Source organism: Embleya sp. NPDC020630 (genome assembly GCF_044334985.1).
Taxonomy (GTDB): Bacteria; Actinomycetota; Actinomycetes; order Streptomycetales; family Streptomycetaceae; genus Embleya.
This window is the reverse complement of sequence record NZ_JBIRUB010000011.1, coordinates 76,743-102,958: the sequence shown is the minus strand read 5'-3', so window position 1 is coordinate 102,958 and position 26,216 is coordinate 76,743. Positions and strand designations below refer to the sequence as shown.

Annotated in this window: 24 protein-coding genes; 13 read left to right on the top strand and 11 right to left on the bottom strand. The window is 72.1% G+C overall.

The window, feature by feature from the left end; genetic code table 11:
- Positions 1-135 precede the first annotated feature (135 nt).
- Positions 136-1,710 carry a protein kinase gene (locus ACH4XV_RS31595; RefSeq protein WP_395795756.1) on the top strand — a complete coding sequence of 525 codons (1,575 nt, stop codon included), beginning with the start codon at positions 136-138 and terminating at the stop codon, positions 1,708-1,710.
- A gap of 84 nt (positions 1,711-1,794) precedes the next feature.
- Here the strand turns inward: ACH4XV_RS31595 and ACH4XV_RS31590 are convergent, their stop codons facing one another.
- From ACH4XV_RS31590 to ACH4XV_RS31575, 4 genes are all read right to left on the bottom strand, one after another.
- Positions 1,795-2,769, bottom strand: coding sequence for a phosphotransferase (locus ACH4XV_RS31590; protein ID WP_395795755.1), 975 nt, complete (start codon positions 2,767-2,769; stop codon positions 1,795-1,797).
- A gap of 169 nt (positions 2,770-2,938) precedes the next feature.
- Entirely contained in the window at positions 2,939-3,742 is an 804-nt protein-coding gene (locus ACH4XV_RS31585) for an HAD family hydrolase (RefSeq protein ID WP_395795754.1), read from the bottom strand.
- Between the two features lie 131 nt (positions 3,743-3,873).
- On the bottom strand, positions 3,874-4,761 hold the full coding sequence (locus tag ACH4XV_RS31580) for an LLM class flavin-dependent oxidoreductase (RefSeq protein ID WP_395795753.1): 888 nt from the start codon (positions 4,759-4,761) through the stop codon (positions 3,874-3,876).
- Positions 4,762-4,811: 50 nt separating this feature from the next.
- Positions 4,812-5,411 carry a TetR/AcrR family transcriptional regulator gene (locus tag ACH4XV_RS31575; protein WP_395795752.1) on the bottom strand — a complete coding sequence of 200 codons (600 nt, stop codon included), beginning with the start codon at positions 5,409-5,411 and terminating at the stop codon, positions 4,812-4,814.
- Positions 5,412-5,607: 196 nt separating this feature from the next.
- Between ACH4XV_RS31575 and ACH4XV_RS31570 the strand changes: the two genes are divergently transcribed.
- The 3 genes from ACH4XV_RS31570 (at position 5,608) to ACH4XV_RS31560 (ending at position 9,110) form a co-directional block, all read left to right on the top strand.
- Complete coding sequence (locus ACH4XV_RS31570; protein ID WP_395795881.1) at positions 5,608-6,999, top strand: MFS transporter; 1,392 nt, start codon at positions 5,608-5,610, stop codon at positions 6,997-6,999.
- Positions 7,000-7,110: 111 nt separating this feature from the next.
- Positions 7,111-7,899, top strand: coding sequence for a FadR/GntR family transcriptional regulator (locus ACH4XV_RS31565; RefSeq protein WP_395795751.1), 789 nt, complete (start codon positions 7,111-7,113; stop codon positions 7,897-7,899).
- Complete coding sequence (locus tag ACH4XV_RS31560; RefSeq protein ID WP_395795750.1) at positions 7,896-9,110, top strand: CynX/NimT family MFS transporter; 1,215 nt, start codon at positions 7,896-7,898, stop codon at positions 9,108-9,110. The genes ACH4XV_RS31565 and ACH4XV_RS31560 overlap by 4 nt, the downstream gene beginning before the upstream one ends.
- Before the next feature lie 366 nt (positions 9,111-9,476).
- Here the strand turns inward: ACH4XV_RS31560 and ACH4XV_RS31555 are convergent, their stop codons facing one another.
- Positions 9,477-10,274, bottom strand: coding sequence for an HAD family hydrolase (locus ACH4XV_RS31555; RefSeq protein ID WP_395795749.1), 798 nt, complete (start codon positions 10,272-10,274; stop codon positions 9,477-9,479).
- Positions 10,271-11,548: a serine--tRNA ligase gene (gene serS / locus ACH4XV_RS31550; protein WP_126640201.1), complete on the bottom strand. Its 1,278-nt coding sequence runs from the start codon at positions 11,546-11,548 to the stop codon at positions 10,271-10,273. The genes ACH4XV_RS31555 and serS overlap by 4 nt, the downstream gene beginning before the upstream one ends.
- A 131-nt stretch (positions 11,549-11,679) precedes the next feature.
- Here serS and ACH4XV_RS31545 point away from each other — a divergent pair, with 131 nt between their 5' ends.
- Positions 11,680-12,495 carry a phosphatase PAP2 family protein gene (locus tag ACH4XV_RS31545; RefSeq protein WP_395795748.1) on the top strand — a complete coding sequence of 272 codons (816 nt, stop codon included), beginning with the start codon at positions 11,680-11,682 and terminating at the stop codon, positions 12,493-12,495.
- Between the two features lie 30 nt (positions 12,496-12,525).
- Positions 12,526-14,187: a diacylglycerol kinase family protein gene (locus ACH4XV_RS31540; protein WP_395795747.1), complete on the top strand. Its 1,662-nt coding sequence runs from the start codon at positions 12,526-12,528 to the stop codon at positions 14,185-14,187.
- 23 nt (positions 14,188-14,210) lie between these two features.
- Here the strand turns inward: ACH4XV_RS31540 and pheA are convergent, their stop codons facing one another.
- Positions 14,211-15,161: a prephenate dehydratase gene (gene pheA, locus ACH4XV_RS31535; RefSeq protein WP_380003254.1), complete on the bottom strand. Its 951-nt coding sequence runs from the start codon at positions 15,159-15,161 to the stop codon at positions 14,211-14,213.
- 116 nt (positions 15,162-15,277) lie between these two features.
- Here pheA and ACH4XV_RS31530 point away from each other — a divergent pair, with 116 nt between their 5' ends.
- Positions 15,278-16,063, top strand: coding sequence for an ABC transporter permease (locus tag ACH4XV_RS31530; protein ID WP_395795746.1), 786 nt, complete (start codon positions 15,278-15,280; stop codon positions 16,061-16,063).
- Here ACH4XV_RS31530 and ACH4XV_RS31525 read toward each other — a convergent pair.
- Positions 16,033-16,854 carry a Bro-N domain-containing protein gene (locus ACH4XV_RS31525; protein WP_395795745.1) on the bottom strand — a complete coding sequence of 274 codons (822 nt, stop codon included), beginning with the start codon at positions 16,852-16,854 and terminating at the stop codon, positions 16,033-16,035. The genes ACH4XV_RS31530 and ACH4XV_RS31525 overlap by 31 nt on opposite strands.
- 483 nt (positions 16,855-17,337) lie before the next feature.
- Between ACH4XV_RS31525 and ACH4XV_RS31520 the strand changes: the two genes are divergently transcribed.
- Both ACH4XV_RS31520 and ACH4XV_RS31515 read left to right on the top strand, forming a co-directional pair.
- Positions 17,338-17,502 (top strand): hypothetical protein, encoded by a 165-nt coding sequence (locus ACH4XV_RS31520; RefSeq protein WP_395795744.1) that lies wholly within the window; start codon positions 17,338-17,340, stop codon positions 17,500-17,502.
- Positions 17,496-19,109: an alpha/beta hydrolase gene (locus tag ACH4XV_RS31515; protein ID WP_395795743.1), complete on the top strand. Its 1,614-nt coding sequence runs from the start codon at positions 17,496-17,498 to the stop codon at positions 19,107-19,109. Before ACH4XV_RS31520 ends, ACH4XV_RS31515 begins: the two co-directional genes overlap by 7 nt.
- A 4-nt stretch (positions 19,110-19,113) precedes the next feature.
- On the opposite strand, the gene ACH4XV_RS31510 is transcribed toward ACH4XV_RS31515, so the two are convergent.
- Together ACH4XV_RS31510 and ACH4XV_RS31505 are read right to left on the bottom strand one after the other, a co-directional pair.
- On the bottom strand, positions 19,114-21,198 hold the full coding sequence (locus ACH4XV_RS31510) for an FGLLP motif-containing membrane protein (RefSeq protein WP_395795742.1): 2,085 nt from the start codon (positions 21,196-21,198) through the stop codon (positions 19,114-19,116).
- A 95-nt stretch (positions 21,199-21,293) separates the two neighbouring features.
- On the bottom strand, positions 21,294-22,046 hold the full coding sequence (locus tag ACH4XV_RS31505; RefSeq protein ID WP_395795741.1) for a TetR/AcrR family transcriptional regulator: 753 nt from the start codon (positions 22,044-22,046) through the stop codon (positions 21,294-21,296).
- 131 nt (positions 22,047-22,177) lie between these two features.
- Between ACH4XV_RS31505 and ACH4XV_RS31500 the strand changes: the two genes are divergently transcribed.
- The 3 genes from ACH4XV_RS31500 (at position 22,178) to ACH4XV_RS31490 (ending at position 24,639) form a co-directional block, all read left to right on the top strand.
- Positions 22,178-23,263 (top strand): ATP-binding cassette domain-containing protein, encoded by a 1,086-nt coding sequence (locus ACH4XV_RS31500; protein WP_395795740.1) that lies wholly within the window; start codon positions 22,178-22,180, stop codon positions 23,261-23,263.
- Complete coding sequence (locus tag ACH4XV_RS31495; RefSeq protein WP_395795739.1) at positions 23,260-24,084, top strand: ABC transporter permease; 825 nt, start codon at positions 23,260-23,262, stop codon at positions 24,082-24,084. Before ACH4XV_RS31500 ends, ACH4XV_RS31495 begins: the two co-directional genes overlap by 4 nt.
- Before the next feature lie 66 nt (positions 24,085-24,150).
- Positions 24,151-24,639 (top strand): MarR family winged helix-turn-helix transcriptional regulator, encoded by a 489-nt coding sequence (locus tag ACH4XV_RS31490; RefSeq protein ID WP_395795738.1) that lies wholly within the window; start codon positions 24,151-24,153, stop codon positions 24,637-24,639.
- Between the two features lie 70 nt (positions 24,640-24,709).
- Here ACH4XV_RS31490 and ACH4XV_RS31485 read toward each other — a convergent pair whose 3' ends face one another.
- Positions 24,710-25,117 (bottom strand): winged helix-turn-helix transcriptional regulator, encoded by a 408-nt coding sequence (locus ACH4XV_RS31485; protein ID WP_380003244.1) that lies wholly within the window; start codon positions 25,115-25,117, stop codon positions 24,710-24,712.
- Between the two features lie 65 nt (positions 25,118-25,182).
- Here ACH4XV_RS31485 and ACH4XV_RS31480 point away from each other — a divergent pair, with 65 nt between their 5' ends.
- On the top strand, positions 25,183-26,145 hold the full coding sequence (locus tag ACH4XV_RS31480; RefSeq protein ID WP_395795737.1) for an NADP-dependent oxidoreductase: 963 nt from the start codon (positions 25,183-25,185) through the stop codon (positions 26,143-26,145).
- Positions 26,146-26,216: the final 71 nt, after the last annotated feature.

Here is a 26,216-nt window from a genome sequence, read left to right as displayed (position 1 = left end):
TGGCCGGCCGATCGTTGGAACCGTCGTGCTCCCCCGCTCCCGTGGTGTTTTCCGCTCCCCCCTGCTCGCGGCGGACCGCATCGCCACAGTTCGGCGGCCCCGAGCGGGTCGCCCCGACGCGCAGGGCGAGGAGCGATGACCGCGCCGCAGGGCCCGGACGACCGCGAGGCGTCCGGCACACAGGTGAAGACGGTCGGATCCGGCCGCTACGAACTCGGTCGCCAGCTCGGTCGAGGCGGCATGGCCGAGGTGCTGATGGCCCACGACGTGCGGCTCGGCCGTACGGTCGCGGTCAAGACGCTGCGCCCGGACCTGGCCCAGGACCCGGTCGCCCGCTCGCGGTTCGGCCGCGAGGCGCAAAACGCCGCGTCGCTGAACCACCCCGCGATCGTGTCCGTCTACGACACCGGCGAGGACCGGGTCGGCGACGAGCTGGTGCCGTTCATCGTGATGGAGTGCGTCGAGGGTCGCACCGTCCGGGAACTGCTCGGCGAAGGCAACCCCATACCGCTGGAACAGGCGCTGCGGGTCACCGAGGGGATCCTGGAGGCGCTGGAGTACAGCCACCGCCACGGCATCATCCACCGCGACATCAAGCCCGCGAACGTGATCATCACCAACTCGGGCGCGGTCAAGGTGATGGACTTCGGGATCGCTCGCGCGATGCACAGCGCGGCGACCACGATGACCCAGACCGGCATGGTGATGGGCACACCGCAGTACCTGTCGCCGGAGCAGGCCCTGGGCCGGACCGTCGACGCGCGCAGCGACCTGTATTCCAGCGGTTGCCTGCTCTACGAACTGCTGGCGCTGCGTCCGCCGTTCAACGGGGACACCCCGCTGTCCGTGGTGTACCAGCACGTGCAGGACGATCCGCGTCCGCCCTCGATGATGGATCCGCGCGTGCCGCCGCACCTGGACGCGATCGCGTTGAAGGCGCTGGCCAAGAACCCCGACGATCGTTACCAGACGGCCGACGAGATGCGGATGGACATCCGCCGCGCGCTGGCCGGTCAGCAGGTGTCGGTGGCGGTTCCGCCGCGGGTGCCGACCCAGCAGGGTCAGCGGCCCGAGTTCGGCTCGTGGAGCCAGGTGGCCCCCGGGGCGACGGCGGTGTCGCCGCAGACCGGATCGACCGAGGCCACCGCGGCGATGCCGCCGTTGGCGGGCCGGCCGCCGGGCGGCGGGCAACAACCGGGCGCCAACGACGGCGGCACCGGGCAACTGCCGATCGTGACGCCCGCGTCGGAGCGGCACAAGCGCAAGCTGCCGCTCTACCTGGTGGCCGCGCTCGCGGTGGTCCTGATCGCGATCGGCGCGGTGTTCCTGGTCAAGGGTCTGCCGGGTAGCGGCGACAGTCCGTCGAAGACGGACGAGAAGCAGAGTGGCCAGACCACCGGCGGCGAAGGCGGGCAACCGGCCGCGTCGGTCGGCACCACTCCGGACACCAACAGCAAGTCGACCGCGAGCACGCCGCCGAGCAGCCCGCAGCAGACCTCGCGAAGCACCTCGACGCCGACGAGCACGTGGCGCGATCCGGGCGGGGCCTCGTCGGGGCAGACCCACGCGCCGAGTTCGCCGCCGCCGACCAAGCCGTCGAAGACTGGCGAGCCGACCTCGTCGGCCTCCGCACCGTCCGGTGGCGATCCCAAGGGCGGTTCCTCCAGCGGGAATTCGCCGCCGCCGGCGACCGGTGGTACCACCAACTGAGGTCCGAAAGCCCGGAACCCGCGCGGATCATGATCGGTGATCCGCGCGGGTTCTCGGCTTTCGGGAGGGGCGCCGCTCGGCCGCTCAGCCCAGGAAGGCTTCCAGTACCTCGTCGTAGGCCATCGTCCACCATACGATCAGCGCGGCGGAGGCGGGAAACAACGGGGCACAGCGCGGGTCGTGTTCGAGGTAGTGCCGGGTGAGCATCCAGAAGTCGTTCAGCCGCTCCCACCACAACCGGTGCACGGCGGCGGCGAGTTGGGTCGGACCCGGGTCCAGGTTCGCCCGGTATCCGGCGACGAAGCCGCGCACCCGGTCGAGGTCGAGCGTGCCCGAGATGCGGTCGGTGAAGAAGATCAGCGCGGCCCGGACCAGTTCCTCGGTGTGGGGCAGCGCGGCGAGCCGGTCCCAGTCGATGATCGCCACCGGGTCGTTGCCCTGATAGAGCACGTTGAGCGGGTGGAAGTCGCCGTGCACGTAGCCCGTATGCGGTGCGTCGTGGTCGCGGGGTCGCCGGTGCGCATGCCGCAGCAGCAGCGCGCGCCGCTCGATCAGGCGCAGTTCGGCGAGCCGGTCGAAGGAGTCGCTCTCGGGTCGGGCCCGGATCCTGGTGAGCAGGCGCTCGATGGTGGCCAGGGATTCGTGCGGGTCGGCGGTGGGGACAAGGAGCGGCTGCTGGATGGGCGGCAGCAGACGCGGCAGCGTGACGTGTACGCCGCCGAGCAGCGCGCCCACCCGCGCACACCCCCGGGCGTCGAGGTCGGCGCCGCGCCGATGGATGCCGTCCACCCAGGGATACAGGGCGAACCAGCGGCCGCGCGAGGACAGTACGGTGCGCCCGCGCCGGTCGGTCACCGGCGCGATCGCGGGTATGCCGCAGGCGGCGAGCCGCTGCGTGGTCCGGTGCTGGAACCGGATCGTTTCGGGTCGTTGGTCCAGATAGTGCTTGAGAAACCAGCGTCCCCTGGTGGTGACGACCTCGTAGCCTCGGTTGAGCAGGCCCTCGGCGATGGGCCGGAACGAGAGAGCCTGGCCGACCCGATAGCGGTCGATCGTCACAGCCAGTGGGGACCCTGGCCGGGAGGGGGAATACACGGCGTCAATCTATGTCACGGAAAGCAATCAGGTAACTACTCTGTGCAACCTTCACGCGTAAGCGTGGCTCCGGCGTCACGCGTTCGTGGAGCCGGTTGGTCCGTACACCGAAACCGGCCGCCATGCCGCCCTCTCAGCCGAACAACTTTTCCAATACCTCGGCCACGCCGTCGTCCTGATTGCTCCCGGTATGCCGGGTCACCGCCGCCAGTACGTCGGGATGTGCGTTGGCGACGGCGTACGCCTGTCCGGCCCAGGCGAGCAGCGGCAGGTCGTTGGGCATGTCGCCGAACGCCACCACGTCCTCGGTCCGGATACCGCGCTGCGCGCAGAACCAGGCCAGGGTACTGGCCTTGCTGATGCCGAGGGCACTGATCTCCACGAGAGCGATCGAGGAAGAGTGGGTGAACTCCGCGTACGCTCCGGCCCGGTCGCGGGCCAGCGCGAGGAACACGTCGGGGTCGAGGCTGTGGTGTCGGGCGAGCAGCTTGAGCACCGGGCCGGTCAGCAACTCCTCGACCGGGCCCACCGCGTGCACGATCGACACGTCGCGCTCGAGCGCGGGATAGGTCGGCTCGTGCATGAAGCCGGTCTCGGTCTCCACGGCGAAGCTGACGTCGGGCACCGCCTCGCGCAACAGCCGGCTGACCTTGCGCGCGGCGGTGACGTCCATCGTGTGGGTGCCCACCACTCGCTCGCTGCGCAGGTCGTAGACCACCGCGCCGTTGCCGCAGATGGCCAGCCCGCGGTGGCCGGTGACGTCCGCCACGCGCTTCATCCAGCGCGGCGGGCGACCGGTGACGAAGACCACCTCCGCGCCCGAGGACTCGACCAGCTCCAGGGCGGCGAGCGTGCGCGCGGAGATGGACCCGTCGTCACGCACGATGGTGCCGTCGAGGTCGGTGGCCACTAGGCGTGGGCGATTCGTGATGGTCACGGGTACATCCTCGCTCGAAAACGATTCCCCCCTCGCGCCGGTCCCCACCCCGACCGAGGCGGGCCCGCCCCCGTGGCGCGTCGGTGCCCACGACTCGGGCTGCCCCCGGCGCGAAGCGCCCAACAAACGGCTCAGCCCAGTTGCCGCAGGCCCTCGTGCGCGATGCGCTCGAACAGGGTCTGGTCGGCGGCGAAGACCGAGTCGGGGACCGGCCAGTGGATCACCAGCTCCGTGATGCCCAGCTCCCGGTAGCGCCCCGCATAGTCGACGAACGCGTCCATCGAGTCGAGGGGGCGCTCCAGGGTCGAACCCTGGAGGAGGACCCGCTCCAGCTCTTCGGGATTGCGGCCCTCGCTCGCGCAGATGTCGGACAGCCGGGCCAGTTGCTCGGCGATCACCTTCGGGCAGACCTCGGCCGGCACCCCCTTGGGGTCGCGGGTGTCCCCGTAGGTGATCCACCCCTGGCCGTGCCGGGCGGTCAGGCGCATCCCGCGCGGACCGGTGGCCGCAAGGTAGATGGGCACCCGGGGCCGCTGCCGGCCGCCGGGGATCATCCGCACGTCCTCGGCGGTGTAGTAGGCGCCCCGGGAGGTCACGGCCGGCTCGGACAGCAGCCGGTCGAGCAGGGGGACGAACTCGGCGAGCCGATCCGCGCGCTCCTTCGGGGTCCACGGCTGCCCGCCCAGGGCGGTGGCGTCGAAGCCGTTGCCGCCCGCGCCGACTCCCGCGATCAACCGGCCGCCGGAGATGTCGTCGATGGCCGCCAAGTCCTTGGCGAGGGGCACCGGGTGGCGGAAGTTGGGCGAGGTGACCATCGTGCCCAGGCGCAGCCGCTCGGTGACCGCCGCGGCGGCGGTGAGGGTGGGGAGCGCGCCGAACCAGGTGTGGTCCCGGAAGCTGCGCCACGACAGGTGGTCGTAGGTGTACGCGGCGTGGAAGCCCAGGTCTTCGGCCTGTCGCCAGATCTTCCGGCCTTCGGTCCAACGGTGGATCGGGAGGATCACAGTGCTCAAACGCATCCATCGACCATACGTGCCCGGTCGGCACGACCCCGCGGGCCGGCCCGCCGCTACCGCACGAACTCCCCCGCCCGGGTGGCCGCCTCGGCCGCCGCCGCCGCGCGGTCCGCGCTCGCCTCGTCGAGCGGGTCGCCACTGGCCAGGAGTCGGTAGTACAGCGGCGCCGACACCGCCCGGATCACCTCGTGCGGATCGGTGCCCACCGGCGCCTCGCCGCGCTCGATCGCGGCCGTCACGCAGGGCGCCCATTCGTCCACCCGCGTGGCGTAGAAGGCGTGCAGCGCCGTCGCGGTCCGCGCGTCGCAGGTCGCCGCCGCGATCACCGCCTTGAACAGCGCGCCCTGGCGCTCGTCCACCAGCGTGCGGCGCACCAGGTGTGCGTTGGTCCGCAGGTCGCCGAGCAGTGAGCCGGTCTCGGTGCGCGACACCGAACTCTCCGCCATCTCGACCAGCAGGTCCGCGACCAGGCCGGTGGCGCTGCCCCAGCGCCGGTACACGGTGGTCTTGCCGACCTCGGCGCGCTGTGCCACCTCGGCCAGGTCCAGCCCGGCGAAGCCCCGCTCGGCGAGCAGGTCCCCGGCCGCGCGCAGGACCGCCTCGCGTACCCGGGCAGTGCGTCCACCGGGGCGGACGGTGCCTTCCGATGTCATAACGGGACTCCTGTTCCATTAAGTCGATCCATCGTGCTACCTTCTGGGCATCTTAACGGGAAAGCAGACCCGTTAATACCCTGGAACTGCTCGGGAGGCGCACATGTCCACGCTCGATCACCGCACCAGGCCCGTCGAGGGCCCACCCGTCACCCCGGTCGAGCCGACCGACGCGGCCGGCTCGACCGCTGCCCGGATGACCGGGCAGCAGAAGCTGGTGCTGACCCTGCTGCTCGGTGCCCAGTTCATGATCGCGGTGGACTTCTCGATCCTGAACGTCGCGCTGCCGGTGGTCGGCCAGGGCCTGGGCTTCTCGCTGAACAACCTCCAGTGGGTGGCCACCGCGTTCGCGCTGACCGCCGCCGGCTTCACCCTGCTGTTCGGTCGGGTGGCCGACCTGTTCGGCCGCAAGCGCCTGTTCCTGGGCGGCATGGCCCTGCTCGGCGCCTCCTCCGCCCTGGGTGGCTTCGCCACGTCCCCCGAGATGTTGCTGATCGCCCGGGTGCTCCAGGGGCTGGCCACCGCGGCGGTGACCCCCGCCGGTCTGTCGCTGCTGACCACCGCGTTCAAGGAGGGACCCCAGCGGGATCGGGCGCTGGGTCTCAACGGTGCGCTGATGTCGGCCGGCTTCACCGCCGGCGCGGTGCTGGGCGGGCTGCTCACCGATCTGCTGTCCTGGCGCTGGGCCTTCTTCGTCAACGTGCCCGTCGCCGCGCTGGTGCTGATCCTCGCGCCGTCCGCGATCACCGACTCGCGGCCGAGCGGGCGGCCCCGGCTCGACGTGCCCGGCGCGATCGCGGTCACCGGCGGTCTGCTGGCCCTGGTGTTCGGCCTCACCCAGGCGGGCGCCGAGGGCTGGGGAGAGCCCACCACGCTCGGCGCGCTGGCCGCCGGCGCGGTGCTCCTGGTCGCCTTCTGGTTCATCGAGCAGCGCTCCGCCTCGCCGCTGGTCCCGGTCGGCATCATGAAGCGGCGCACCGTGCTGTGGGGGAACATCACCGGCCTGATCGCCTTCGTCACCGAGACCTCGCTGGTCTTCCTGCTCACGCTCTACCTGCAAGAGGTCCTGGGCTACTCGCCGCTGGCCACCGGGCTCGCCTTCGGCGTCCTGGGCATCGGCACCGTGCTCGGCGGCACCCTCGGCGGCCGGGTGGTGGGCCGCTTCGGCACGCGCACCACGATCGTCGCGGGCGGCGTGGTCCAGGCCCTGGCCACCCTGTCGCTGGTCGCGCTCGGCAGTTCCGGCGGCTGGATCTGGCTGCTGCTCGCGGCCACCTTCGTCGGCGGAGTGGGCAACATGCTGATGATCGTCGGCTTCATGATCACCGCGACTTCCGGTCTGCCGGACGCCGAACAGGGCCTGGCCACCGGCCTGGCCACGATGACCCAGCAGGTCGGCATCACGATGGGCATCCCGATCATGAGCGCGATCGCCACCGCGCGGATGAGCTCGCTCGGCGACACCGGGCCCGACGCGGTGTTGTCCGGGGTCGCTGTCGCGATCCTGGTCGACTCGGCCCTGGTCCTGCTCGGTGCCCTGCTCGCGGCGGTGTTCCTGGCGCCGCGCCGGGACCGCGACCGGGTCTGAGGGTGGGGGCGGACCGAGGTGGGGGCCGATCCCGGCCCCCACCTCGATTTCGCATGTGCTGTGCAGCTACTTGTAGGATGACTGGGCAATCCCACGAATCCAGGAGGGTCCATGTCGCTCCAGGCCGCCGGCAGACGTTCGCTCGTCGACGACGCGATCGACCAGCTCCGCGCCCAGCTCACCGCCGGGACCTGGCCGGTCGGGTCGCGCATCCCCAGCGAGAGCGTGATCGCCGAGCGGCTCCGGGTCGGCCGGAACACGGTGCGCGAGGCGATCCGGGTGCTGGTGCACGCGGGGATGCTGGAGTCCCGCCAAGGCGACGGGACCTATGTACGCTCCCTCACCGACCCCGGTGACCTGGTTCGCCGGATCGAGCACGCGGACCTGCGGGACATCTTCGAGATGCGCCGGGCGTTGGACGTGGAGGCCGCCCGGCTCGCCGCCCAGCGGCGCGACCTCGCCGACCTGGGCCGGATTCACCGCGCCCTGGCCAGGCGCGGCGCGGCGGACGGCAGCGCGGACACCCCGGAGCCGCACGACTTCGACCGCGGCGACGTCGCCGAGGGCGAGTTGGACGACCTGGTCGAGCAGGACGTGGCCTTCCACACCGCGATCGCGCTCGCGTCGCACAACTCGGCGATGGTGGCCACGTACCGCTGGTTCAGCGACTCGCTGTGGCGCGCCATCCGCACGGTGGTCGGCGACGGCACCCTGCCGGACGCGTCGCACGCGCTGCACGTGGCCCTGGCCGACGCGATCGAGGCGGGCGATCCGGACGCGGCCGAGCGGGCCGTACGGGACATCCTCGAGCCCGCCGTCGTGGCCCTGGACACCCTGCTGCACGACCGTGCCCCGCACGACCACCCGACCGAGCACCATCCGATGGAGCACGACGCATGAGCACGACCGACCTGCGGATGTCCCCGAACGCCAAGACCACCGCGAAGGCCGGTGGCGGCGCGCTGTTGCTCGCGGGCATCGTGTTGATCGCGCTGAACATGCGGGCCGGTCTGTCCAGTGTGTCGCCGCTGGTGGGCGAACTGCGCGATGTGTTCCACCTGTCCGCGACCACGGGCAGCCTGATCACCGCGATACCTGTGCTGTTCCTGGGCCTGATCTCGCCGCTCGCGCCGGTCGCGGCGCGGCGGTTCGGCACCGAACTCGTGCTGCTCGGCGCGCTCGTCGTGGTGGGCGCCGGGATCCTGCTGCGGATGGTGCCCGCGTTGGGCGCGCTGTTCGCGGGCGGTGCGCTCGTGGGCGGCGGGATCGCGGTGCTGAACGTGTTGATGCCGGGCGTGGTCAAGCGCGAGTTCCCGGACCGGGCGGCGGTGATGATCGGGGTCTACAGCGCGGCCATGGTGCTCGGTGCGGCGGTCTCGGCGGGGGCGACGGTGCCGCTGGAGAACGCGATCGGACACGGCTGGCAACCGGCCATGGGCTGCTGGGCGCTGCTCGCCGTCGCGGCGGTGGCGGTCTGGCTGCCGCACGTGCGGCGCCAGCGCGGGGCCGCGGCGGTCGCGATGCCGCGTGTGGCGGGATTGTGGAAGTCGCCGCTGGCCTGGCTGGTGACGGGCTTCATGGGTCTGCAGTCGTTGCTGTTCTACGTGCTGCTGGCCTGGATGCCGACGATCCTCACGGATCACGGGATGAGCAAGGGCACCGCGGCGGCGATCTTCGCGTTCAACACCTTCGTGCAGATCCCGTCCTCGCTCGCGGGGTCGATCATCGCCGGCCGTATGCGCAACCAGAGCGCGCTGGTGGTCGGCTCGGTCGGTCTGATCGCGGCCGGATACGTGGGGCTGATGCTCGCGCCTACGGGCGGGGCGTGGCTTTGGGCGGTGTTGCTGGGGCTGGGTCAGGGGGGTGCGGTGTCGCTGGCGCTGACCCTGATCGTGTTGCGGTCGCCCGATCCGCATACGGCGGCGCAGCTGTCCGGGATGGCGCAGGCGGTCGGCTACGTGGTGGCCGCGTTCGGGCCGTTGGCGGCCGGGGCGCTGCGGCAGGTCACCGGGGGGTGGACGGTGCCGATCGTGGTGATGCTGGTGCTGTGCGCTTGTGCGGTGGGGTGTGGGGTGGGGGCTTCGCGGCCCGGGCATGTGCGGGTGGGGTGAGGGGTTTTGGTGCCCACCCGCCCGGCCCGTCGCGAAAGCCGGGAAGGCTGCGGGATTCGGGCATCGGGGGCGCCCACAGGGGCCTCGCGGCCGGATGAGGTGCCTGGGGCCTCCGGCCTGGGCTCCGGGCTCGGGTGTTGGGCTTGGGCTGTCGCACTCAGGGGCCGGGCTCGGGCATTGGGCTCCGGCTCGGGCCCAGGTGTCGGGCTCGAGTGCAGGCTTCGGGCTCGGGCGTTGGGCTCAGGCTTCGGGCCCGAGTGTTGTGCTTGAGTGCAGGCTTCGGGCTCGGGTGTTGGGCTTGGCTCCGGGCTTGAGTTGAGGCCTCGGCCTCGGCTGCGGGCGGTGGCGTTGGGCTTGGGGTTTGGGTCAGGGGGTGGGGAACAGGCGTTCCAGGACTACCGCTACGCCGTCTTCCATGTTGGACAGGGTTACCTCGTCCGCGACGGCCAGTAGGTCGGCGTGGGCGTTGGCCATGGCCACCCCGTGGGCTGCCCAGCGGAACATGGTGACGTCGTTGGGCATGTCGCCGAAGGCGATGGTGTCCGCGGCCTTGGCTCCCAGCCGGCGTGCCGCCAGGGACAGGCCGACCGCCTTGCTCAGGCCCATCGGCAACGCCTCGACGATGCCGGTGCCGGCGTGCGTGACGTCGACCAGACCGGCGCAGATCTTCCGGGCGCACGCGGTCAACCGGTCGTCGTCGTAGTCCGGGTGGTACAGGTAGAGCTTGAGGATCGGCTCGGACCACAACTCCTCCCGGTCCGCCACGGTGTACACCGGCAGCAGGGATTCGTAGCGGTAGCCGTCCTCGATCACCACCCGACCGGCGAGACCGTCGCGGCTGACCGCGAACCGTACCCCGCCCAGTTCGGCGGTGAGTCGTTCCACGGCCAGCCGGGCCAGTTGCCGGTCCAGGGTGACCGAGGTCAACAGCCGGTCCTCGCCCGCGTGGTAGACCTGCGCGCCCTGCCCGCAGACGGCGAGCCCCCGGTAGCCGAGCGCGTCGAACACCGGACGGGTCCACCCCACCGCGCGGCCTGTCACTATCACGTGCCGCGCACCGGCCTCGGCGACCCGGACGAGCGCCGCGCGATTGCGCGCGGAGACCGTGTGGTCCTCGCGCAGGAGCGTGCCGTCCAGGTCGGTCGCGATCAGGGTGAAGGTCACGCCTGCACCGGTTCGAGGACCTCACGACCGCCGAGGAAGGGCCGCAGCGCCTCGGGGACGACCACCGAGCCGTCCTCGCGCTGGTGGTTCTCCAGGATCGCCACGATCGTGCGGGGCACCGCGCACAGCGTGCCGTTGAGCGTGGCGAGCGGGCGGGTGCCCTGCTCGTCGCGCATCCGCACCTGGAGCCGGCGGGCCTGGAACTCGGTGCAGTTCGAGGTGGACGTGACCTCGCGGTACTTGCCCTGGGTCGGGATCCACGCCTCGATGTCGAACTTGCGCGCGGCGGAGGCGCCGAGGTCGCCCGACGCGACGTCGATCACCCGGTAGGGGAGTTCGAGCCGGTTCAGGAACTCCTTCTCCCACGCGAGCAGGCGGCGGTGCTCCGCCTCGGCCTCCTCCGGCGCGACGAAGGAGAACATCTCCACCTTGTCGAACTGGTGCACGCGGATGATGCCGCGCGTGTCCTTGCCGTACGTCCCGGCCTCGCGGCGGAAGCACGGCGAGAAACCGGCGTAGCGCAGCGGCAGTTCGGCGGCCGGGATGATCTCGTCCATGTGGTACGCCGCGAGCGGTACCTCGGCGGTGCCCACGAGGTAGTAGTCGTCGGCCTCCAGGTGGAACACGTTCTCCGCGGCCTGGCCGAGGAACCCGGTGCCCTCCATCGCCGCCGGACGCACCAGCGCGGGCGTCAGCATCGGCGTGAAACCGGCCTCGGTCGCCTGCGCGACGGCCATGTTGACCAGCGCCAGTTCGAGCAGCGCGCCGACGCCGGTGAGGTAGTAGAAGCGCGAGCCGGACACCTTCGCGGCCCGCTCGACGTCGATCGCCTTGAGCATGCGCCCGAGTTCGACGTGGTCGCGCGGCTCGAAGCCCTCGACCGCGAAGTCGCGCCGGGCGCCGATCTCCTCGATCGTGACGAAGTCCTCCTCGCCGCCGACCGGTGCGTCGGGGTCGATGAGGTTGGCCAGCGACTTGAGCAGCCGGTCGGTCTCCGCCTTGGCCTCGGCCTGCTCGGCGTCGGCCGCCTTGACCTCCGCGGCCAGCGTCTGGGCCCGGGTCAGCAACTCCTGCCGCTCGTCGCCCTTGGCCTTGGAGACCTGCTTGCCCATCGACTTCTGCTCGTTGCGCAGCGCGTCGAACCGGGAGCCGGACGAGCGGCGGAGCTCGTCCGCGGCGAGCAGCGCGTCGACGATGGTCTCGTCCTCGCCGCGGGCACGCTGCGAAGCGCGGACACGGTCGGGATCCTCACGGAGCAGTCGCAGGTCGATCACGGGCAAAGCCTACCGGGGCCCTGCCAACGGATTTCGCGACCGCGGGGTCCCCGGACGATTCCGGGCGTGCCGTGTGCGGCTTCGGCCGCGAAAGTGAACGTGCGGGACCGGATTCGGGTTATGAATGAACAATGACCTCCTCCCCAGGCTGGGTCGGCAGGCGCCTCGACCCCGACCGGCGATTCGGACTCAGGATGACCCTGGCCGCGCTCGCCCTGCTCGTCGGCGCGTTGCCGTTCGGGGTGCTCGCGGCCCTGGTGGAGACCAAGTGGTCGCCGCTGCTCGACCTCGACCGGGACGTCGCGACCGACCTCAACGACTGGGTCCGCGCACACCCCGCCTGGCAGCACACGCTGCTGTTCCTGACCGACTGGGTCTGGGATCCCAACGTGTACCGGGTGCTGGTCGCGATCATGTGCGGGTGGTTGTGGTGGCGCGGCGCGCGGCGGCTCGTGGTGTGGGCCGCGACGAGCATGCTCGTCGCCGGGCTGCTCGGCGCGCTGCTCAAGTTCGTCTTCACCCGGGCCCGGCCGGACCTGCCGCATCCGGTGCACCACTCCGCCGGCTGGTCCTTCCCGTCCGGACACGCGCTGACCGGCGTGGTCGGCCCCGGCGTGCTGCTCCTGGCACTGCTGCCGCTGATCCCCCGGGTGTGCCGGCCGTTCGCGTGGGTGCTCGCGATCGGCTCGGCGGTGGGCGTCGCGTTCACCCGGGTCGCGCTCGGCGTGCACTACGTGACGGACGTGGTGGGCGGCGCGGTGCTCGGCCTGATCGTGCTCGCGGTGACCTCCGCGGTGTTCGAGTGGTGGCGCCGCGACGCCGGGCTGCGCCCGGTGGACGCCACCGACGAGGGCCTGGAGCCGGAGCTCGACGGCGACGATCCGGATCCGGAGATTGCGCACATTCGCCCCGGAACCGACCGTGACTCCCCGCACGGGCGGAACTGAACGATCCATCGCCGGGTAAGAATGTCGGTCATGCTGACCGAAGCAGGACGGTTCCTGCGCCGTATCGTCCTGCCCCTCGCCATATTGACGTTCGTCATGGTGGGTCTCGGTCTGCTCGTCACCAGGACGCTCGACGGCGTGTGGCCGTTCACCGCCGAGGACGACCTGGAGCGCACCCTCGCCGAGCACCGCTCGGGGACCTGGAACGACGTCACCCACGCGTTCTCCACGCTGGCCGACACCGGTGTGATCATCGCCACCACGCTGGTCGCGATGGTGCTGATCCGGATCGTCGGCCGCTCCTGGCGCGGCCCGCTCTTCCTGGCCGGGGCGGTGGCCGGGCAGGCGCTGGTGTTCTGGCTCGTACAACTCTTCGTCTCGCGCGATCGCCCGGGCGTTCCGCGCCTGGAGCAAGCCGCCGCGACGTCGAGCTTCCCGTCCGGGCACACCGGCGCCGCGTTCGCGCTCTACGGCGGGCTGGCCGTGCTGCTGGCGGGCCGGCTGCGCCCGCGCGCGGCGGTGGTGTCGGTCTGGGTGCTGCTCGGCGCGATTCCGCTGGCGGTGGCCGGGAGCCGGATGTACCGGGGCATGCACCACCCGAGTGACGTGCTGTCCTCGCTGCTCTACGCGGGCGTCGTGCTGGTCGTGATGAACCGCGCGCTGCTGTCGCCGAAGTCGATCTGGGGGTACCGGGGACGTCGCGCCCGGCGCGAGGCGCCGACGGGGGCCGACGGCGGGCGGCCGCGGGCGGCCGTGGTGGTCAATCCGATCAAGCTGGACGTGGCCGAATCACGCACCCGGATCGACCGGATCATGCACGACACGGGCTGGGCCGAGCCGCTGTGGCTGGAGACCACGGTGCTCGATCCGGGGGCCGGGGTGACCGCGAAGGCGCTGGCCGAGGGCGTGGATCTGGTGATCGCGGCCGGCGGCGACGGCACCATCCGCGAGTGCGCGGGCGCGCTGGCCGGTACCGACACCCCGCTCGCGGTGATCCCGGCCGGCACCGGGAACCTGCTCGCCCGCAACCTCGGCCTGCCGATCGACATCGCCGACGCGCTGCACGTGGCCATGCACGGGCGCGATCGACGGATCGACCTGGGCATGGTGGAGGCGAACGCGGACGCGGACGGGGACTCCGGGGCGGGCGAGGCCGAATCCCGCTGCTTCACCGCGATGGCCGGCATCGGCCTGGACGCGGCGATGGTCGCGGACGCGCCGGACGCGCTCAAGAAGAAGGTCGGCTGGCCCGCCTACGTGGTCTCCGGCGCCCGGCACCTGCGCGACCGGCGGATGCGGGTGACGCTGACCGTGGACGACGGCGAGCCGATCCGCCGGCGGGCCCGGATGGTGCTGGTGGGCAACGTCGGCGCGCTCCAGGCCGGCATGCAACTGCTGCCCGGGGCCGCGCCGGACGACGGGCTGCTCGACGTCGTGGTGTTCGCGCCGTACGGGATGACCGGCTGGGCGCACGCCACGGTCCGGGTGATAGGCCGGCGACGCGACCAGGAACCGGCCGTGGTGCCGGTCAAGCAGCAACGGCTGCGCCCGATCGAGCACTTCACCGGTCGTACGGTGCTGATCGAGACCGATCGCCCCGAGCCGCGCGAGGTGGACGGCGACCCGATCGGGCCCGGCACCCGACTGGCGGTCCGGGTCCGGCCCGGGGCGCTGACGGTGCGCGTCCCCTGAGCCGGCTCCGGCGGGCGGTCGGGTCAGATCTCGCCGCCGCCGCGAGCGCGCGCGAGCCATTCGGCGGCGTTCGCGAACTCGGCGTCGGAGGTGCCGCGGCGCAGTTGCGGACGGACCCGGTCGGCGCGCGGGTAGGAGCCGAGGAAGCGCACTGCCGCGCACACCCGGCGCAGCCCCATCAGGGCCTCGCCCACCCGGGCGTCGGCGACGTGCCCCTCGGCGTCCATCGAGAAGAAGTAGTGGCCGAGGCCGTCCCCGGTGGGGCGCGACTCGATCCGGGTCAGGTTGACGCCGCGGACCGCGAACTCCTGGAGGATCTCCAGGAGCGCGCCGGGGTGGTCGTCGACGATGTACGCGACCACCGTGGTGCGGTCCGCGCCGGTCGGTACGGTGGGCCGGTCCGGGCGCTCGACCAGGACGAACCGGGTGACCGCGCCCTCGACGTCGTGGATGTCGGTGACCAGCGGCACCAGACCGTACGGGCCGGCCGCGAACTCGCCGGCCAGGGCCGCGTCGTAGCGGCCGTCCTGGACCAGGCGCGCGGCGTCGGCGTTGGATGCGGACGAGAACCAGTGCGCGTCGGGCAGGTTGGCCGCGAGCCAGTTGCGCACCTGTGGCTGGGCGTGCGAGTGGCTGGAGATGGTCTTGATGTCGTCCAGGGCCGTGCCGGGACGGACCAGCAGCGCGAAGGCGATCGGCAGCAGGATCTCGGCGGTGATCACCAGCGGCGCGCCGGTGGCCAACTCGTCCAGCGTGATGGACACCGCGCCCTCGACCGAGTTCTCCAGCGCGACCACGGCGCCGTCGGCGTCGCCCCTGCGGACCGCGTCCAAGGCGACCGGCACCGACTCCATCGGCGTGGCCTCGGCGTGCTCCGCACCGGGCAGCATGCGCAGGGCGGCCTCGGTAAAGGTGCCCGAGGGGCCGAGGTAGGTCCAGCGGGGCGCGGCTGCGGGGGTGGGGGCGTCGGACATGTCGTCACTGTACTGAGCCGGCCGGTGTGCTCGTCGGGCGTTCCGTGGTGTGGACGCGGGGACGCGACGGGGTCGCTCGCACTGCGCGGTACCGCCGAGAGGGTGAGGCTGGGCCTGTGGAAAACGCCTCGACGTTGTTGCCGGTGACACCGGCCCTGGGGGTCGTCGCCGTGGTGCTCCTGACCGCCGCGACGGCGGTGGCCGCACTGGCGCGGCTCGGCCACGGGCGGGCGGTGGTGCTGTCCGGGGTGCGCGCGACGGCGCAGTTGCTGGCGGTGTCGTTCGTCATCACACACGTGGTGGACCGGCTCGGGTTCGCGGCGCTGTTCGTGGTGATGATGTACACCGTCGCGGCGCTGACCGCGGCCGGGCGGGTGACCGCGACGCGCCGGTTGTTCTGGCCGGCGGTGCCGATCGTGGCGGCGACGGGGCCGACCCTGGTGCTGCTGTGGGCGAGCGGACTGGTGCCGGCGAAGGGCATCGTGCTGATCCCGATCGCGGGGATCCTGATCGGCGGCGCGATGACCGCGACGGTGCTGGCGGGGCGCCGAGCGCTGGAGGAGTTGACACAGCGTCATGGCGAGGTGGAAGCCGCTCTGACCTTGGGTTTCACCGATCGGGACGCGGCGATGGAGATCTGTCGGCCGGCCGCTTCGGGGGCGCTGATCCCGGCCCTGGACCAGACCAGGACGGTGGGGTTGGTGACCCTGCCGGGGGCCTTCGTGGGGATGCTGCTCGGGGGTGCGACGCCGTTGCAGGCGGGGGCGGTGCAGCTGTTCGTGTTGATCGCGCTGCTTCAGGTCCAGGCGGTCGCGGTGGCCTTGACGATCGAGTTGGCGGCGCGGGGGCGGCTGGTGCGGGCGGCCTCGGGTCAGAGGGACAGAGGCGGCTCGGGCACGTAGCGGTAGGTCTGCCCGCGCACCGCCGAGCGCATGGTCGAGTCGCTCACGCCGTACTCGCGGGCGAGCCGATAGACCGACACCCCGTCCCGGGCCCGACGCCGGCAGGCGGCCACGGCGTCGGGGGTGAGGCGACGTCGATCGCCGGGTGTGGGGAAATCCACGGGCCTGTGGATAACCCTGTGGATATCGCTGTGGAGAACCTGGGGATCGCTGTGGGTTTCCGAGGTGGGAGGGGTCGTGTCACGAGTGTCTGTGGACAACGGGGCGCACGACTCGAAGCCGGCGGTGAGGCGGGCCACGGCCATGGTGTTGATCTCGACGGCCTTGGTGAGGTCTCCGGTGCGCTCGGCGAGATCGGCGATCGAGCCGATGGCGCGGGAGAGGAGGGCATCCATGTTTTCGCTGGTGGCGGGCGTGTAGCGGCCGGTGCGGCGGATGGTGGGGAGGACGTCGTGGGTGACCCAGCGGCGGAAGGGCTTGGCCTCGGGCTTGTTGCTGCGCAGGATCAGTGTGTAGAGACCGGACTCGCTGACGAAGGTCATGTTCGGATTGCCCCGATTAATTCCGTAAGGATTTCTTACGCTATTCCCCTGACCTGCGGTTTTGCTGACGGTTACCGTGGTCTTCTCGTCCGGGTCGAGTGCGCCGACCGCTCGGCGAGAGTTGGACCGGAATGCCAGCACCGTGCAGACGTCGGCCGCGCAGAACCAGGGATCGCCGTCGATCATCGTGACGCGCACTTGGTCCCTCCCGTCAAATGTGAAGATCTCGATGGTGTTGCCGTGGCTCATGTCAGCTCCTCTGCACGAGTTCCGCCGTGCATTTTGTCCAGATTAATTCCGTACGGATTTGACACGGTATTCGTCTGACCTGCGGTTTCGGCGGTTTTTACGTGTCCGCCGCGATGTGCTCGCAACGGCCGGCGTCGTCCTCGTCCGTCGATCCACCCGTGTCCCTCGAACGGCTCATTGCGTTCGCCCATACGTATGAACGAGCGGGCGACGACCCGGTTACGCGTTGGTTGGCGGGTTTGTTCGCTCTCCGGGGATTCACGAGGTTGGGTGGCCGACGATGGTTATCGTTGATCCCGTTGTGTGACCAGGCGACCACGGGGAGGGGTCTTGGCTGGTGGCGGGGGTGCTTCGGGGCGGATCCGGGTGGAGGCCGGGGCGTTGCGGCAGGGGGCCGGGGTGGCTCGGGATGTTGCGGACGGGTTGCGGAGGGCGGCCGGTGGGCCTGATGGGGTGGTCGCCGGGTGTCCGGGGTTGGCGATCGTGGCGGCGGTTGAGGCGGTGACGGCCGCGTGGGTGGCGCATGTGCGGGCGCTGGCCGACGGGTATGCCGGGATGGGCGACCTTCTCGTGGCCAACGCCGACGCGCATGATCGGGTCGATCGGGCGGCGGCCGGGGTGTTCGCCGAGGGTGGGCGCCGGTGGTGACGGTGTCCGGCCTGCGGGACGCGGCCCTGGGCGGGCTGGATCGTGTGGTGGCCGAGTGGGCCGAACTGGCCGCCGCGTTGGACGCGTTGGCCGGACGGGCGACGACCGGTGTGGGTGGACCGTTGCGTGCCTCGCACTGGACGGGCGCGGATGCCGACGCGGCGGCGCGGGCGGCGGCCGTGCGGGGCGAGCAGGTCGCGGTGGCGGCGCAGGAGGCCCGGTGTGTGCTGACCGTCCTGGACACGGCCGCCGAGCAGCTGCGGGCCGCCCAGCGTGAGGTGCGGGTCGGCTTGGCGGAGGCCGCGAGCGCCGGGTTCACCCTGTCCGAGGACGGGCGGGTCCTGCGAGCCGACCCGGGCCGGGGGGCCGATGCGGCGACGGTCGAACGGCGCCTGGCCGAGCACGTTCGGCGGGCGGCCGAGATCGACGACCGCTGCGCGCGGGCGCTGGCCCGGTTGTATCCGACCCCGGCGGCCGACTGGGCGGACACGGCCGCCGACCGGGTGGCCGTGACGGCGTTGGCGGGGTTGCGTCCCGGTGCGATCCCGAAGGGGGATCCGGCCGCGGCGGCCCGCTGGTGGGCGGGGCTGAGCGCGACGGACCGGGCGCGGTACCAGGCGGCGTACCCGGCGCTGCTCGGCGCGACGGACGGCCTGCCGACGGAGGTGCGGGATCGGGCCAACCGGGTCGCGCTGGCCGAGGCGAAGGCCGCCGTGGCCGCCGAACTCGCGACGGCCCGGGCCGAGCGGGACGCGGCGGGCCGGGTCGACGACGCCCGCCGGCGGTTTCGGGTCACCGAGCTCAAGGGGCGCCTGGCCGCGATCGAGTCCCTGGAGGCCATCCTCGGCTCCGCCGCCGACCTGTTCCTGATGGGCTTCGACGCCCGGGACGACGGCCGGGCGATCGTGGCCATCGGCAACCCGGACCGGGCCGCCCACACCGCCGTGTACGTCCCCGGCACCGGCGCGCGCTTGGCGCACATCGGCTCGGACGTCGCCCGGATGCGCAGCCTGTGGCAGGCGGCCGGTCGGCTGACCGACCCCGGCGAGGTCTCGGCGATCACGTGGGTCGGCTACGACGCGCCGGACACCCTGGTCCACGCGACGACCACGTCGTACGCGGACACCGCCGCGCCGGCGCTCGCGAGGTTCCTGCGGGGCGTCGGGGTGGCCCAGGGGATCGAGACGAACCGGCATCTGACGGTGATCGGCCACAGCTACGGCTCGGTCGTGCTCGGGCAGGCCGCCCGGCGCGAAGGGCTGTTCGCCAAGGACGTGATCGTCGTCGGCAGTCCCGGGATGCACGTGACCCGTGCCGCGGATCTCGACCTCGATCCGCGGCACGTCTGGGTGGGGGCCGCACACGACGACATGGTCGTCGCCCTTGGCTCCGGAGCGCATGCCCCCGCCGTGGCCGGCGGGGGCGGCAGACCCCGGCGGATCACCCCGGACGACGCGGGGTTCGGCGCCAACCGCTTCACGACCGACGGCGCCGAGGGGCACAGCGATTACTGGTCCACGCGCCGGCCGACCGCCCTGGACAACCAGGCCGCGATCGTCGTCGGGAACTACGCGGCCGTCCGACTGCTGTGGGGAGTGCGTCCGTGACGGGTCAGGGTGTCACCGGCGGCCGGGCGGGCCGAAGGCGGAAGGTCGCCCAGAAGAGCACGGACAGTACGGCCGCCCCGGCGAAGAGGTACATCGAGCGCAGCCACATGGTCCGGGTGGTGCCGCCGGCGACGCCCGTGGGGTCGAGCAGGGTCAGCGTGAACAGGAACAGGGCGGCCACGTAGATCGCCGCCCAGGCCCAGCGGTTCCACCGCCACAGCGCGTGGCCGTCCATGAAGCGCATCGGGAGCAGCCCGAAGACCAGGCCGACCACCGAGGCCACGAAGCACTGGGTGAGCAGGTTCTCCGCGACGACCCACCCGAAGGGCGCGCCGTCGGAGTCGTTCAGGACGTGGGTGACCGGGATGCGCCACACCCACGAGACCACCGCGAGCCCGGCCAGCGACCACGAGCCGAGGGCGATCGCGCGGCCCTCGTCGGCCGGCGACAGTCGACGCAGTCCCGCCGAGGTGAAGGCCAGGAACAGGCCGTACACATAGCCCGGGGCCAGGCCGAGCAGTCGCGACGCCGCCGCGAGGAGCACGGCGACGACCAGCGCCCCCGGCACCAGATGCGGCAGGGCCCGGATGCGCGAGACCCGGCGCCGATACGCCTCGGCCGGGCCCTCGTACACCAGCACCCCAAGCGGCACCGCCGCCACCAGCGCCAGGGCCAGCGCACCGGTCCCGGCGTTCCAGCCCGTGCCGGGTTCCACAGCCACGCACGTGGCGGCCGAGAGCACGACGAAGGCCGGCACCTGCAACTCGGGCACCCGGGGCTGCGATCGTGGTCGGGCCGCGCCCGGACGCAGTCGGCGTCGGATCCGCAGCCGGTTCTCCGCCCACGTGCGGTTGAACAACTCCGCTGAGAAGCCCAGCACCGGCAGCGCCGCCAGCGCGGTCGCGCCCGCCACGAGCACCGGCCTGGGCTCGTCGAACAGATCGGCCGGGCTCGGCAGGTTCACCGCCGCCTCCGAACGATCCCCCGCCGGCTCCGCGTCCTTCGTCGCGGCCACCACCGCGAGTTGCACCGACACGTCGCCGTCGTACCCGGCCCCACCCACACAGGCGACCGTCAACGCGCCCTCGCCGTCCGCCAGTCCGCTCGGCACGGTGACCTCGCCCGCGAACCGCCCGTCGGCCGCCACCGGCACCCGCCCGAACTCGTTCGGGCCGTGCCGCACGGTCAACGCCCCGGCCCCGCCGTCGACCGGCCGGGCACATCCGACGAACCCGCTGCCCTCGACCCGCAGCGGCCGACCCGCCGTCGCTTGCGTGGGCGTCACGGTCAACTTCGGTTCGGGAACCTGGAATTCGGTCCGCAGCGTGACCCCGTTGTCCGGCATCCCGGCGCCCTGGGCGAAGCAGCTCACCGTGATCGGCCGCGGTCCGCGAGTCGGGCCCTCGGGCACGATGAAGCGATACGAGGTGCCGGCCGGGTCGAAGATGCTGAGCTTGGCGAGGAAGTGCCCGTCCCACGTCACCTCGGCGTCGTCGTCCGCGTTCGCCTGTCCACAGCGCAGGTTGGTCCACAGCGTGACCTCGGTGCCCGGCAGCCCCGTGGCGGGCTCCACGAGGATGCGCCGGGTGCGCAGATCGGCCGGCGGGCTCGCGGTCTCATCCTTGCGGAACGCGTTGATCTCGATCGGCGTCTGCGCGAGGTTGTCTTCCCGGCCCGGGCAGCGCACCACGATCCGGTTCACCGCCTGGACGTTTTGCCCCGTCGCTCCGTTCGAGCTGTAGATCGGGGCGGGTACGGCGTGCCGGAAGGCGATCGAGTGCCCGTGCGCCGCGTCCACCGGCAGTCCCGCGGCGAGCAGGTCGTCGTACTCGCCGGAACTGCCGCCGTTCACCGACGCGAGGTACACATCCACGGTGTTCGTGGGGCAGCCGCTCAGCCCCGAACCCCGGATCGTCACCGTGTCCCCCGGCCGCACCTCCCAGGTCGGCCCGCTCACCGAGGGCCCATCGGCCGCCGACGCCGCCGATCCCCCCACCCCGATCGGCGCGAGCGTCAGCGCGATCGCCCCGATTCCGCACCCGACCGCCACCCGGAGCGCGGTTCGCCGCCGCGCCGGTCTCTCGTCCATGATCCCCGCCGTCCCCGACCCCCGTGGCCGAGCACCGATGATGACGCCGGCGGGCCCGGGCCACAACCGTTCCCGGCCGGGGCCACCCTCCCGGGTCAGGTCCGGCGCTCGACGAACGCCTCCAGGCCGTCCAGAAGCAGGCGCAGGCCGAACTCGAACTCCCCCTCGCCGTCCGCGACGAAGCTGTCCTGGGACAGCGCGGCCAACTCCGGGTAGTCGCCGCTCGACATGGCCGCGTTCAGGATCGGGGCCTGGGCCGCCCAGAACTGTTCGTCGCTCACCCCGGTGCGCTGCGCCGCGTGTTTGGCGTTGAAGTGGGTGCGGGCCATGCCGCTGACGAAGCCGCCGTCGATGATCTTCAGGACGGTCATCTTCTCCCGGTCGCTCAGCGCCGCGTCGCCGATCGCGGCGAGGGTGAGCTCCAGGGCCCGGAGCGAGTTGGGGCCGAGCACCGGCCGCGCCTGGTCGACGTTGAGCAGCCACGGATGCCGGTTGTACATCTGCCAGATCCCGCGCGCGACCTGCTCCAGCGCGCCGCGCCAGCCGAGTCCGGGCGGGAACTCGGCTTCACCGGGGCTGTTGACCTTGTCGACCATCAGGTTGAGCAGTTCGGCCTTGCCGGGCACATAGCGGTAGAGCGACATCGTGCCCGCCCCGACCTCGGCGGCGACCCGCCGCATGGACAGCGCGTCCAGCCCTTCGGCGTCGGCGACGGCGATGCCCGCCGCGACGATCCGCTCCAGGGTCAGCGCCGGCTTGGGGCCTCGGGTCGGCTTCCGGTCCAGGCCCCACATCAGTTCGAGACTGCGGGCCAGGTCGCCGCTGCCGGCGTGGTCGGTGCTCGTCATGGTGCCCCCCATCGTAGGAGCCCCGCCCGCACCGGCCCGGATCGGCGTACGGGCTCGCATGACATCGGCCGATTTAAAACTGGGTACTGCGTACGCGAGTCGGGTACGGTGTACTCGGTTGAAGGAGGCTGATGGAAACGACGAGTCACGCGGTCCTCGCCGAGGGCCTGACGAAGCGATACGGCGCCAAGCGCGCCCTCGACGATTTCGATCTCACCGTGGCCCCGGGCACCGTCCAGGGGCTGCTCGGCCCCAACGGCGCCGGCAAGACCACGGCGGTCCGGATCCTGTCCACCCTGCTGCGCCCGGACGGCGGTCGCGCGCTGGTCGCCGGGCACGACGTGACCGCGGACCCCAGACGGGTGCGCCGGCACATCGGCCTGGTCGGCCAGAACGCGGCGTTGGACGAGGCGGTGACCGGGCGGCGCAACCTGATCCTGTTCGGCCGCCTGTTCCACCTGGACAAGCGCCGCGCCGCCCGCCGCGCGGACGAACTGCTCGAACGGTTCGACCTGGTCGAGGCCGCCGATCGGGGCGTCAAGCAGTACAGCGGCGGCATGCGCCGACGGCTCGACCTGGCCGCGAGCATGATCCTCGCGCCGACCGTGCTCTTCCTCGACGAACCGACCACCGGCCTTGACCCGCGCGCCCGCAACGAGGTCTGGGAGGCGGTGCGTTCGCTGCTCGCGGGCGGTACCGCCGTGCTGCTGACCACGCAGTACCTGGACGAGGCGGACAAACTCGCGGACCGCATCGCGGTCTTGGACCGGGGACGCAAGATCGCCGACGACACCCCGGAGCGGCTCAAGCGCGAACTGGGTGGCGACCGGATCGAGATCGTGGTCCGCGAGGCCGCACACCTGCAACCCGCGCTGCGGGTGCTGGCCCTGGTCACCGAGGCCGGCGGCGAGCCGCTGGTCGACGCCGAGGATCGGCGGGTGAGCGCTCCGGTGGGGGACCGGGTCGCGGCGCTGACGCACGTCGCGCGGGCATGCCAGGAGGAGGGCATCACGATCGAGGACATCGGCGTACGCCGACCGACCCTGGACGAGGTCTTCCTGCGCCTGACCGGGCACCGGGCAGACGAGGGCGACCCGGATTCGACCGCGCCCGCGCGGTCCGATCCCTCGGGGCCCGGCGGTTCGGACGATCCGGGCGGTCCGGGCGATCCATCCGATCCATCCGCGCCGTCCGGGAAGGAGGTGGCGCGCCGGTGAGCGCCGCGACCGTACCCGCCGAGGCCCCCGAGCGCCGGCTCTACTGGGCGATCGCGGACTGCCTGACCGTGGTCCGCAACGAACTCGTCCACATCGCCCGCCAACCGAGCATGCTCGCCTGGCAGCTGGGCTTTCCGATCGTGTCCGTGCTGCTGTTCGTGTACGTCTTCGGCAGCGCCATGAACGTGGGCGGGAACGTCGACTACAAGGACTACGCGCTGCCGGGGATGTTCGCGATGACCATGGCGCAGGGGTTCATGAACACCGCGACGATCGTCGCCTTCACCCGGCAACTCGGGGTGATGGACCGCTATCGCTCCATGCCGATGGCCCCCTCGGCGGTGGTCAGCGGGCGCGGGGTGGCCGACGTGCTCGGGGCGAGCCTCGACCTCGCGGTCCTGGCGTCGATCGCGCTCGTGGTCGGGTGGCGACCGCACGGCGGCGTGCCGCAGATCCTGGCCGCGTTCGCGCTGCTCCTGCTCCTGCGCTTCGCGCTGACCTGGGTCGGGGTGTACCTGGGACTGCTGGTGCCGAACGCTGAGGCGGCGGGCAACCTGTTCGCGATCGCCCTGCCGTTCGGCATCGTCTCCAGCGTCTTCACCCCGCCGTCGATGATGCCGCAGTGGCTGGGCACGGTGGCGATGTGGAATCCGGTCTCGTCCACGGCGAACGCGATCCGGGACCTGTTCGGCGATCCGGCCCCGCACGGCGGCGGTTGGATCGAGACGCACGCGCTGCCGATGGCGATGGTCTGGCCGCTGGTGATCACCGCGATCTTCCTCCCCCTCGCGGTACGGCGGTTCCAGGCGCTCGGGCGCTGAGGCGCAGAGACGAGAGATCTATTACGAAACAATCTGTCGGCCTACCTATCTTGTTACGCTGATCGCATGACCACCGAGCCCCTTGCCCCCACCGTCCTGGATGTGACCGGCATGGTCGTGCACGCCGGGCACGTGTTGAACACCCGGCTGGCGGCGGCCCTCGCGGCCATCGACGTCTCGCCGCGCAACTACTGCGTGCTCGTGCACGCGGTCGACCGCGACCTGACCCAGGCCCAGGTGGCCGAGCTGTCCGACCTGGACAAGACCACGATGGTGGTCACGATGGACGAGTTGGAGCGGGCCGGGCTGGCCGAGCGACGGCCCGCGCCGAGCGACCGCCGGGCGCGGATCATCGTGGTGACCGACGCCGGCCGCGACCTGATCCGGGCAGGGCGCGGGATCGTCGACGGCGTGCACGACGAGGTGCTGGGCGCGCTGCCCGAGGACGAACGCGCGATGTTCCTGTCCGCGCTGTCGCGCCTGGTCGGCGGCGTGCTGGCGAAGCCGGTCGAGTCCGAGGTGAACGTACGCCGGGCCCGGACGCCCAAGCGCTAGCCCGACCGGCCGCGCGCCGAGGATCCCCCCGCCGTCGGTCGCGGCGGGGGGATCCTCGGCGCATGTCGACTCAGAGCGCCTCGACCCGGTGCGCCTCCGCCTCCGCGTAGGCCAGCTTCGCCGCCGCGATCTCGTCGATGTGGCTCTCGGACCAGTTGCGGATCTCCGCCATCAGGCCGCTCACGCTGGTCCCGAGTTCGGTGAGCGAGTATTCGACCTGCGGCGGCACCGTGGCATAGACCGTGCGGCGGACCAGGCCGTGCCGTTCCAGGTCCCGCAGGGTCTGGGTGAGCATCTTCTTGGTGATCCCGCCGAGCCGCCGGCGCAGTTCCGCGTAGCGCAGGGTCTGCGGGTGGAGGGCCCCGACCACCAGCGCGACCCACTTGTTCGCGATGAGGTCGAGTACGGCGCGGGAGGCGCAGTCGCTGAGGTAGACGTCGGCGCCACCGAAGGGGCGCAGGTCGGGAGGGGTATGCATGAGGTACCCAGGTACCAGGAAGGTGCCTTCTTCACAATGGTGACCGCCACGTCGATGCTTGCCGCATGACGACGAACACGATCGACACGACGACGAAGATGCGCAAGGCACACCAGGACACGCTCGGCGGACCCGAGGTCCTGCGCGTGATCGAGACCGGGATACCCGTGCCCGGACCCGGCGAGGTACTGGTCGAAGTGCGCGCCGCGGGGGTCAACCCCATCGATACCAAGATCCGGGCCGGCGGCATGTGGCTGGTGCCGCCGTTCACGCTCGGCTGGGACGTATCGGGCGTGGTCGCCGCGGTCGGCGCGGGCGTCTCGCGCCTGGCCGTCGGCGACGAGGTGTACGGCATCCCCGACTTCCCGCATCTCGCCGGCGGCTACGCGGAGTTCGTGGCGGCCTCGGAGCGCTCGTTCGCGCGGAAGCCGAGCACCCTCGACCACGAGCACGCCGCGGCTCTGCCGCTGTCCGGCTCGATCGCCTGGCAGGCCCTGGTCGAGGTCGCGCAGGTGGGTCCCGGTCAGCGAGTGCTGATCCACGCGGCGGCGGGCGGCGTCGGGCACCTGGCGGTACAGATCGCCAAGTCGCGCGGCGCGTACGTGATCGGCACCGCGAGCGCGGCCAAGCACGCCCTGCTGAGCGAGCTGGGCGCGGACGAGGTCGTGGACTACACCACCGTCGACTTCGGCACCGCCGTACGCGACGTCGACGTGGTCCTGGACCTGATCGGCGGCGAGTACGAGGACCGCTCGCTGGCCACGCTGCGGCCCGGCGGCATCCTGCTCAACATCACCAACCCGCCCGCGGCCGACGCCACCGCGGCCAAGGCCGAGGCGGCGGGCGTCCGGGGCATCACGGTCGACCTGGACCCGAACCCCACCCGGCTGGCCCTGCTGGCGGAGCTCGCGGAGGCGGGCGAGCTGCGCCCGATCGTCGCCGAGACCTTCCCGCTGGACGAGGTGGTCAAGGCGCACGAGACGGCCGAGGCGGGCCGCACCACCGGCAAGATCGTGCTGATCCCCTGAGGTCGACCCGCGCCCGCGCGGCGCACCCCGGCGGTGCCGCGGTCGGAATACCCGGCCGCGGCGCCGCGCAC